The sequence below is a fragment of the Actinomadura harenae genome, from assembly GCF_003696215.1.
Classification (GTDB): Bacteria; Actinomycetota; Actinomycetes; order Streptosporangiales; family Streptosporangiaceae; genus Spirillospora; species Spirillospora harenae.
In genome coordinates, this window is record NZ_RFFG01000192.1 from 1 (window position 1) to 8,639 (window position 8,639).

Annotated in this window: 8 protein-coding genes; all 8 read left to right on the forward strand. The window is 73.7% G+C overall.

Features of this window, described 5'->3' with window-relative positions; translation table 11 throughout:
- On the forward strand, window positions 1-813 hold an 813-nt coding region (locus EBO15_RS41855), incomplete at its 5' end, for an endonuclease/exonuclease/phosphatase family protein (RefSeq protein ID WP_199745162.1).
- 111 nt (window positions 814-924) lie between these two features.
- Entirely contained in the window at window positions 925-1,413 is a 489-nt protein-coding gene (locus tag EBO15_RS41860; RefSeq protein WP_122199993.1) for a GNAT family N-acetyltransferase, read from the forward strand.
- A gap of 52 nt (window positions 1,414-1,465) precedes the next feature.
- Window positions 1,466-2,068, forward strand: coding sequence for a dephospho-CoA kinase (gene coaE, locus EBO15_RS41865; protein WP_122199994.1), 603 nt, complete (start codon window positions 1,466-1,468; stop codon window positions 2,066-2,068).
- A 4-nt stretch (window positions 2,069-2,072) separates the two neighbouring features.
- Window positions 2,073-2,849 carry an integrase gene (locus tag EBO15_RS41870; RefSeq protein WP_233616842.1) on the forward strand — a complete coding sequence of 259 codons (777 nt, stop codon included), beginning with the start codon at window positions 2,073-2,075 and terminating at the stop codon, window positions 2,847-2,849.
- A 62-nt stretch (window positions 2,850-2,911) separates the two neighbouring features.
- Complete coding sequence (locus EBO15_RS41875; protein WP_122199996.1) at window positions 2,912-4,069, forward strand: sensor histidine kinase; 1,158 nt, start codon at window positions 2,912-2,914, stop codon at window positions 4,067-4,069.
- 108 nt (window positions 4,070-4,177) lie between these two features.
- The gene (gene uvrB, locus EBO15_RS41880) at window positions 4,178-6,292 is read left to right on the forward strand and encodes an excinuclease ABC subunit UvrB (RefSeq protein WP_122199997.1); all 2,115 of its coding nucleotides are present in this window, start codon (window positions 4,178-4,180) and stop codon (window positions 6,290-6,292) included.
- Between the two features lie 190 nt (window positions 6,293-6,482).
- Window positions 6,483-6,989 carry a GNAT family N-acetyltransferase gene (locus EBO15_RS41885; protein WP_233616843.1) on the forward strand — a complete coding sequence of 169 codons (507 nt, stop codon included), beginning with the start codon at window positions 6,483-6,485 and terminating at the stop codon, window positions 6,987-6,989.
- Window positions 6,990-7,093: 104 nt separating this feature from the next.
- Window positions 7,094-8,639: AfsR/SARP family transcriptional regulator (locus EBO15_RS41890; protein ID WP_199745163.1), on the forward strand; the 1,546-nt coding region annotated here is incomplete at its 3' end.

Here is an 8,639-nt window from a genome sequence, read left to right on the forward strand (position 1 = left end):
CCGCTGCCCGCGCGCGCCCCGCAGCGGGCGCTGACCGCCGGCGGCGCGGCGCTGGCGCTGCTGCTCGGCACGCTGGTGTTCAGCATGGCCTCGCCGCCCCGGGACGCCAAGGCCGCGCCCGCCGGGGGCCAGGTGAAGCTGATCAGCTACAACATCCACGACGCGGTCGACCGGCACGGACGGCTCGACCCCGAGGCCGTCGCGCGGACGCTGGAGACCCGGCGCGCCGACGTGATCCTGCTCCAGGAGGCGGGCCGCGGCTCGCTGCTGTCCGGCACGACCGACGTGGGCGTGTGGCTGTCGCGGCGGCTCGGCATGAAGCTGCTGTGGGGCCCGGCCGCGGACGGCCAGTTCGGCAACGCGATCCTGACGTCCCTGCCGGTCGAGAAGTCCGGTATCGGGCGGATGCCGCGCGGCGACTGGTCGCAGATCCGCGGGTACGTGTGGGCGAAGCTGAAGGTCGGGTCGTCCAGCCTGGACGTGTGGTCCACGCACCTGGAGGACGGCGGCGACCAGGGCGGCGAGCGGCTGCGCGAGGTGTCGGCGCTCCTGCGCGCGTGGGGCGGCGGCCCGCGGACCGTGGTCGGCGGCGACTTCAACGCCGGACCGGGCGCGGACGCGATCGACCGGATGACCGACGGCACCGGCCTGCGCAGCGCCGCGACCGGCGGGGACGCCTCGCCGACGACGTCCGACGGCGAGCGCACCGACTGGATCTTCGGCACCGACGACCTGACCTTCTCCGGGTACCAGGTCGCCCCGGCCGGGTCCGGGCACTACCCGGTCGCCGTCACCGTCCGCGTCGGGGGCTGACCGCCGGGGGCGCCGCGTCCGGGCGCTGGGCCTGCGCCGGGCCTGCGCCCGGGCCGCGGACGCCGCGCCGAGGGTGGGACGGGGCCGTCGGGTGGCCGTTAGGGTTCGCTCATGAGCACTGTGGAGGTCCGGATCGGCCGGGCCGAGCCCGGGGACGCGGGCGAGATCCTGACCGTCCAGCGGGCCGCGTACGTCGGTGAGGCGCAGCTGTACGGGGATCCGTTCATCCCGCCGCTGGTGGAGTCGGTGGAGCAGGTGCGCAAGGCGCTCGCCGACGGCGGGACGGTGTTCAAGGCGGCGCTGGACGGCCGGATCATCGGGGTCGTCCGCGCCCGGTTCAGCGACCGCACCTGCCTGGTCGGACGGCTCGCCGTGGCCCCCGACCAGCAGGGACGCGGCGTGGAGCGGCTCCTCTTGGACACGCTGGAGGCCGACGTCGCCGGGCGCGCCACGTCCTGCGTCCTGTTCACCGGCCACCTCAGCGAGGCCAACCTGAAGCTGTACCGCGGGCTCGGCTACAGCGAGACGCACCGGGAGCGCGTCGCCGCGCACCTGACGTTCGTCCACATGCGCAAGCACCTGGAACCCGCTCCCGCCTGACGCCCGTCCGGCGGGGTACGGCCGGGAGGGGCGGGCCGGTAGGCTCTGGCGCGTGCTGAAAGTGGGACTCACCGGTGGAATCGGCGCGGGCAAGAGCGAGGCGTCGCGGCGGCTCTCCGAGCGCGGCGCCGTGGTGATCGACGCGGACCGGATCGCCCGGGAGGTCGTCGAGCCCGGCACCCCCGGCCTGGCCGCCGTGGTCGCCGAGTTCGGCGACGGCGTGCTGACCCCGGACGGCCGGATGGACCGGGAACGCGTCGGCGACATCGTGTTCGCCGACCCCGGGCGGCTCGCGGCGCTGAACAAGATCGTCCACCCGCTGGTCGGGGAGCGGATGCAGGAGCTCATGGACGCCGCCCCCGCCGACGCGATCGTCGTGTACGACGTCCCGCTGCTGGCCGAGAACGGCCTCGCGGGGATGTACGACGTGGTGATCGTCGTGGACGCGCCGGTCGAGCTCCAGATCGAGCGGCTCACCACGTTCCGGGGCATGACCGAGGACGCCGCGCGCGCCCGGATCGCCGCGCAGGCCACCCGGGAGCAGCGCCGGGCGGTCGCCGACCACGTGATCGACAATTCCGGTTCGATGGACTCGCTGGACGCCCGGATCACCGAGGTCTGGGCCGATCTGACCCGCCGCGCCGCCGCGGGCTGAGCACTTGGAGAGCACGCTGATGCAGGTCGTCTGGGCCACCGAGCAAGGCAGTCCGCAGCGCCGCAACGAGGACTTCGTGGCGACCGCGCCGGGGGCCGCCGTCGTGCTGGACGGCCGCGGTTTCCCGCTCGGCACCGAAATGGGCTGCGAGCACGGCATCGCCTGGTACTCCCGCTCGCTGGGCACCCGGCTGCTCGCCCGGATCCTGGACGGTCTCGGCGATGCGCCGCGGGCCGGAGCGCCGGTCGGGCCGCCCGAGGGCGCGCACCGGCCCGGGAACCGCCCGCTGGTGGCCCGGCTCGCGGGCGCGATCGCCGACGTCGCGGCGGCCCACCGGGCGACCTGCGACCTGGCGCACCCGTACACGCCCTCCGCGACCGTCATGGCCGTACGGGTGCGCGGGGACGTGCTCGACTACCTGGTGCTGGCCGATTCGACCCTGCTGCTGGACGGGCCGCGCGGTGTCGAGACGGTCATCGGCGGCCGGGGCTTCGCCGCCGGGGACCCGTCGGTCGCCGAGCAGGCGATCACCGGTACGGTCCCGCTGGCGGATCTGCGCGGCGTCATGCTGCTGACCGACGGCGCGAGCCGCCTGGCCGACATGTTCCACCACACCGACTGGGCGGGGCTGACGCGGATCGTCCGGGAGGAGGGCCCGGAGGCGCTCATCGCGCGCACCCGCAAGGTGGAGGCGACCGACCCGCAGGCCGTCCGGTGGCCGCGGACCAAGCCGTCCGACGACGCCACGGTCGCGTTGATGGGGTTCTCGGGCGGTATGTGATTCTCCGGTGGAGATCGTCACGTCCATCGGATCTTCCCGGCTCGTCGCTATAGGCTCGGCCCATGGACCTGCGGGGGTGGTGGACGTCGTGGCCGTCGCGCCGTTCCCGCGTCCTGGACGTCTCGCTCGCGGGCGGCTCGGCCGTCCTCGACGGCGCGATCATGTGGGCGAACACGTCCTCGAAGTACTGGCTCCCCGGCTACGCCGTCGCCCTGGTCTCGGCGGGCCTGGCGTCCGGGCTGGTCGTGCGGCGGGTCTACCCCGTCCACCTGGCCCTGGCCTCGCTCGTCGTGGGGACGTCGGCGGGCGGCGGGCCGATCGCCGGGCTGATCACGCTGTACTCGCTGGGGGCCTACGCCGCGTCCCGGTGGACGGCCATCGCGATCGCCGTGACCAGCTACGTGGGGTTCCTGCTGGTCCCGTCGCCGGGCGGCAGCAGCGGATCGTTCGCCGCCAGCGCCACGTTCGGGCTGCTGTTCATGTCGTTCCCCCTGGTCCTCGGCATGTACATGGGGGCGCGTAAGCAGCTGCTGGCGTCCCTTCAGGAGCGGACGTCCCGCCTGGAGCGGGAGCAGCACCTGCTCGCCGAACGCGCCCGCGCGGAGGAGCGCACCCGGATCGCCCGGGAGATGCACGACGTGGTCGCCAACCGGGTCAGCGTCATGGTCGTCCACGCGGGGGCCCTGCGGGCCGTCGCCGCCCGCGACCCGGAGCGGGCCGCCCAGACCGCCACCGTGATCGGCGACATGGGACGGCAGGCGCTGGAGGAGCTGCGGCAGGTCATCGGTGTCCTGCGGCAGGGCGAGGACGAGCTCGCCAGCGCCGACCCCACCCTGGACGACGTCCGCGACCTGGTCGGCCAGTCCGGCGCGGCCGGGCTCCTGGTCGACCTGGTCGTCTACGGGGACGAGCGGCCCGTGCCCGCCGCGATCTCCCGGACCGTGTACCGGATCGTCCAGGAGGCCCTGACCAACGTCCACAAGCACGCGGGCGGCGCGTCCACGCGGGTGGACGTCCGGCTGCCCCCGGACGCCGTGGAGGTCTCCGTCGTCAACCGGGCCGCCCCCGAGGGCGCCGTCCAGCACGGCCTGCCCAGCGGCGGGAACGGCCTGGTCGGCCTGCGGGAGCGGGTCGTCGCGCTCGGCGGCCACTTCGAGGCCGGGCCCAGCCGGGACGGCGGGTTCGCCGTCCGGGCACGCCTTCCCGTACCGGCGTCCTGACCTGCGGAAATAGTCCGGGTCCGCGGATTGTCCTACCCGCTACGTAGAGTGGGGCGACCGGGCCGGTCCGACGGCCCGGAACCAGGAGATCTTCGGGGGTAAGGCCAGATGCGACCGGTCACCGACCTGCAGCGCAAAGTCGCGCCGTTCGAGGTCGTCAGCGACATGACGCCGTCCGGCGACCAGCCGCAGGCCATCGCCGAGCTCGAGACGCGGGTCGGCCGCGGCGACAAGGACACGGTGCTGCTCGGCGCGACGGGCACGGGAAAGACCGCCACGGTCGCCTGGCTGGTGGAGAAGCTCCAGCGGCCCGTGCTGGTCATGCAGCCGAACAAGACGCTCGCCGCCCAGTTCGCCAACGAGCTGCGCGAGATGATGCCGCACAACGCGGTCGAGTACTTCGTCTCGTACTACGACTACTACCAGCCCGAGGCGTACATCCCGCAGACCGACACCTACATCGAGAAGGACTCGTCGATCAACGACGAGGTCGACCGGCTGCGCCACTCGGCCACCAACTCGCTGCTCACCCGCCGCGACAGCATCGTCGTCGCGTCCGTCTCCTGCATCTACGGCCTCGGCACGCCCCAGGAGTACGTCGACCGCATGGTCCGGCTCCGCGTCGGCCAGCGGATCGAGCGGGACGACCTGCTCCGCCGCCTGGTCGAGATGCAGTACAGCCGCAACGACCTGTCCTTCACCCGCGGCACCTTCCGGGTCCGCGGCGACACGGTCGAGATCATCCCGCAGTACGAGGAGCTCGCCGTCCGGATCGAGATGTTCGGCGACGAGATCGAGAAGCTCGCCACCCTGCACCCCCTCACCGGCGAGGTCCTCACCGAGGACGAGGAGATCTACGTCTTCCCCGCCTCGCACTACGTCGCCGGGCCCGAGCGCATGGAACGCGCGATCGGCGACATCGAGGCCGAGCTCGAGACGACCCTCGCCGACATGGAACGGCAGGGCAAGATGCTCGAGGCGCAGCGGCTGCGCATGCGCACCACCTACGACATCGAGATGATGCGGCAGGTCGGCACCTGCTCCGGCATCGAGAACTACTCGCGGCACATCGACGGCCGCGAGCGGGGCTCGGCCCCGAACACCCTCATCGACTTCTTCCCGGAGGACTTCCTCCTGGTCATCGACGAGTCGCACCAGACCGTCCCGCAGATCGGCGCGATGTACGAGGGCGACGCGTCCCGCAAGCGGATGCTGGTCGAGCACGGCTTCCGGCTGCCGTCCGCGATGGACAACCGGCCGCTGAAGTGGGAGGAGTTCCTCGAGCGCATCGGCCAGACCGTCTACCTGTCGGCCACCCCCGGCCCCTACGAGCTCGGCCGCTCCAAGGGCGACGTCGTCGAGCAGGTCATCCGGCCGACCGGGCTCGTCGACCCCGAGGTGATCGTCAAGCCCACCAAGGGGCAGATCGACGACTTGGTGCACGAGATCCGGCTGCGCACCGAGAAGGACGAGCGCGTCCTGGTCACCACCCTCACCAAGAAGATGTCCGAGGACCTCACCGACTACCTGCTCGAACTCGGCATCCAGGTCCGCTACCTGCACAGCGAGGTCGACACGCTGCGCCGCATCGAGCTGCTGCGCGAACTGCGCGCGGGCGAGTTCGACGTCTTGGTCGGCATCAACCTGCTCCGCGAGGGCCTCGACCTGCCCGAGGTGTCGCTGGTCGCGATCCTGGACGCCGACAAGGAGGGCTTCCTGCGCTCCGAGACGTCCCTGATCCAGACCATCGGACGCGCCGCCCGTAACGTGTCCGGCCAGGTCCACATGTACGCCGACCGGGTCACGCCGTCCATGGAGCGGGCCATCGAGGAGACCAACCGGCGCCGTGCCAAGCAGGAGGCCTACAACGCCGAGCACGGCATCGAGCCGAAGGCCCTCCGCAAGAAGATCGCCGACATTCTCGACTCGCTCGCCCGCGAGGACGCCGACACCGAGACCCTCATCGGCGGCGCGGGCCGCCAGCAGTCCCGCGGCAAGGCCCCGGTGCCGGGGCTGGCGTCCCGCCGCGAGGCCGGCCGCCACGCCGCCGACCTCGTCGGCGACCGTCCGCGTGAGGAGCTGGAGTCCCTCATCGAGCAGATGACCGAGCAGATGCACCAGGCCGCCACGGACCTCCAGTTCGAACTCGCCGCCCGCCTCCGCGACGAGATCAAGGAACTCAAGCGCGAGCTCCGCGAGATGAAGGAGGCCGGCGTCAAGTGACCCCCGGCGCGCGGCGGCAGCGTGGCCGGATGTCGCACGCGCCGCCGACCGCGCTCTGGGGTTCGGTCCGCGTCCGCCCGTCGAACCCGGTGGTCGGGGCGCCGCGCCCCCGTCCTGGACGTCCCGGTATCCCGAGGGGTGAGCGCGAGGGCGGGTATGTGGGGTGGTTTGGGCGGCTTACGATCGGTGGGTGAGCACTGATCCTTATGTGGTCCGCCTGGCCGCTCCGGCCGATCTGGACCTGCTGCCCCCGATCGAGAACTCCGCCGACCGGATGTTCGGCGAGATCGGCATCGCGTTCCCGCCCGGCCCGACCGTCGTGGAGCAGATGATCGGCCGGGACGCGGAGATCCTGGTGGCCGGGGACCCGCCCGTCGCCTACGCGGTGCTCTCCCCGCTGGACGGCGCGATCCACCTCGACCAGATCTCCGTCCACGCCGACCTGGCCGGGCAGGGCATCGGCACCCGGCTCCTGCGCGCCGTCCTGGAGCACGCGTCGGCGGCCGGGGCGCCCGGCGTCAGCCTGCTGACCTTCCGTGACGTCGCCTGGAACGGCCCCTGGTACGCGCGGCACGGGTTCTCCGTCCTGCCCGAGGAGCGCTGGACGCCCGGCCTCCGCAAGCACTGGGACGCCGAGGTCGCCGCCGGGCTGCACCGGCTCGGCCCCCGCGTGGTCATGTGGGCCGCGACCGGCTGAGCGGTGAGGCGTCGCTGTTCCCATGCCGTCGGTGCCGCGCCGGGCCGGGGGCGTTGATCGGGCGTTGACGGGGCGGTGATCGGCCCGGGTCATGCTCGACCTCCGTGAACGGGGACGGATTGCGCTTCACCCTGCTCGGACCGCCACGGGTCTGGCGCGGGGACGGGGAGTTGGAGACGGGGGCGCCGCAGCAGCGCGCCCTGCTGGCGGCGGTCCTGCTGCGCCGTGGACGGGGGACGGCGGTCGAGGACCTGGTCGCCGCGTTGTGGGAGGCCGAGCCACCGGCCCGGGCGGTGGGGACCATCCGGACCTACGCCTCCAGGCTGCGCCGCGTCCTGGAGCGTGACCGGGGGCGGCCCGAGGTCCTGGTGACGGCCGGAACGGGGTACGCGCTGCGGGTCCCGGACGCGGAGGTGGACGCGTTCGCCTTCGAGGAACGCGTCGCCGCCGCCGAGAGGGCACGGGACGCCGGGGACGCGGACGCGGCGCGGCGGCTCCTGCTGGAGGCCGACGGGTTCTGGGGCGGCACGCCGCTGGCGGGGCTGCCCGGCCCCTACGCCGCCAAGCAGCGCTCCCGGCTCACCGACCTGCGGTTCTCCGCGCTGCGGACGCGCCTCGAACTCGACCTCGACCTCGGACGGCACGCGGAGGCCGTCGGCGAGCTGACCCTCCTCGCGCATGAGCGTCCCTGGGACGAGTCGGTGCACGGCCTGCTGATGCTGGCGCTCCACCGCAGCGGGCGGAAGGCCGAGGCCCTGGACGTGTTCACCCGGACGCGGCGCGTCCTGGCGTCCGACCTGGGGGCGACGCCCGGACCGGGGCTCCGGGACCTGCACCGGCGGATCCTCGCCGAGGACGCTTCGCTGCTCCCCGTCCGGAAGGACGTGGGGGCCGCCGTGCGGGTCGCGCCTCCTGTCCTGAAGGGGGCCGGGGACGTGGCGCGGGCCGGGGCTTCCGTGCCGCCGGCCGCTGAGCCTGGTGCGGGGGGTGGGGCGTGGCTGCCTTCGGATGTCCCCGACTTCACCGGGCGGCGGGGGCTTGTCGGCGGGCTGCGTGCTTCGCTGACCTCGGCCGGGCGGGGGGCGGAGCGGCGGGGGGCGCCGGTGGTGGTGGCGGTGTCCGGGACGGGCGGTGTGGGGAAGACGGCCCTGGCCGTCCATGTGGCGCACGGGGTGGGGGAGTGTTTCCCCGACGGGCGGTTGTACGCCGACCTGGGGGGGACGCGGCGTGTCCCCGCGGAGCCCGGAGCGGTGCTGCACCGGTTCCTCACGGCGCTCGGCCTGAGGGCCGGGGAGATTCCGAAGGGGACGGCGGAGCGTGCGGCGCTGTACCGGTCCCGGCTGGCGGATCGTGGTGTGCTGATCGTCCTGGACGATGCCCGGGATCTCGCGCAGATCCGTCCGCTGCTGCCCGCCGGGGCGCGCTGCGCCGTCCTGGTCACCTCCCGGGCCAGGCTGAGCGTGCTTCCCACGGACCGCAGGGTCGACCTGGCGGCGTTCGAGAGGGGGGAGGCCCTGGAGTTCCTCGGCCGTGTCGCCGGGGCGGGGCGGGTGGCGGCCGAGCCGGGTGCGGCGCTGGAGGCCGTCCGGCTCTGCGAGGGCCTGCCGCTCGCGGTGCGCGCGGTCGGCGTCCGGCTCGCCGCCGGGCCGG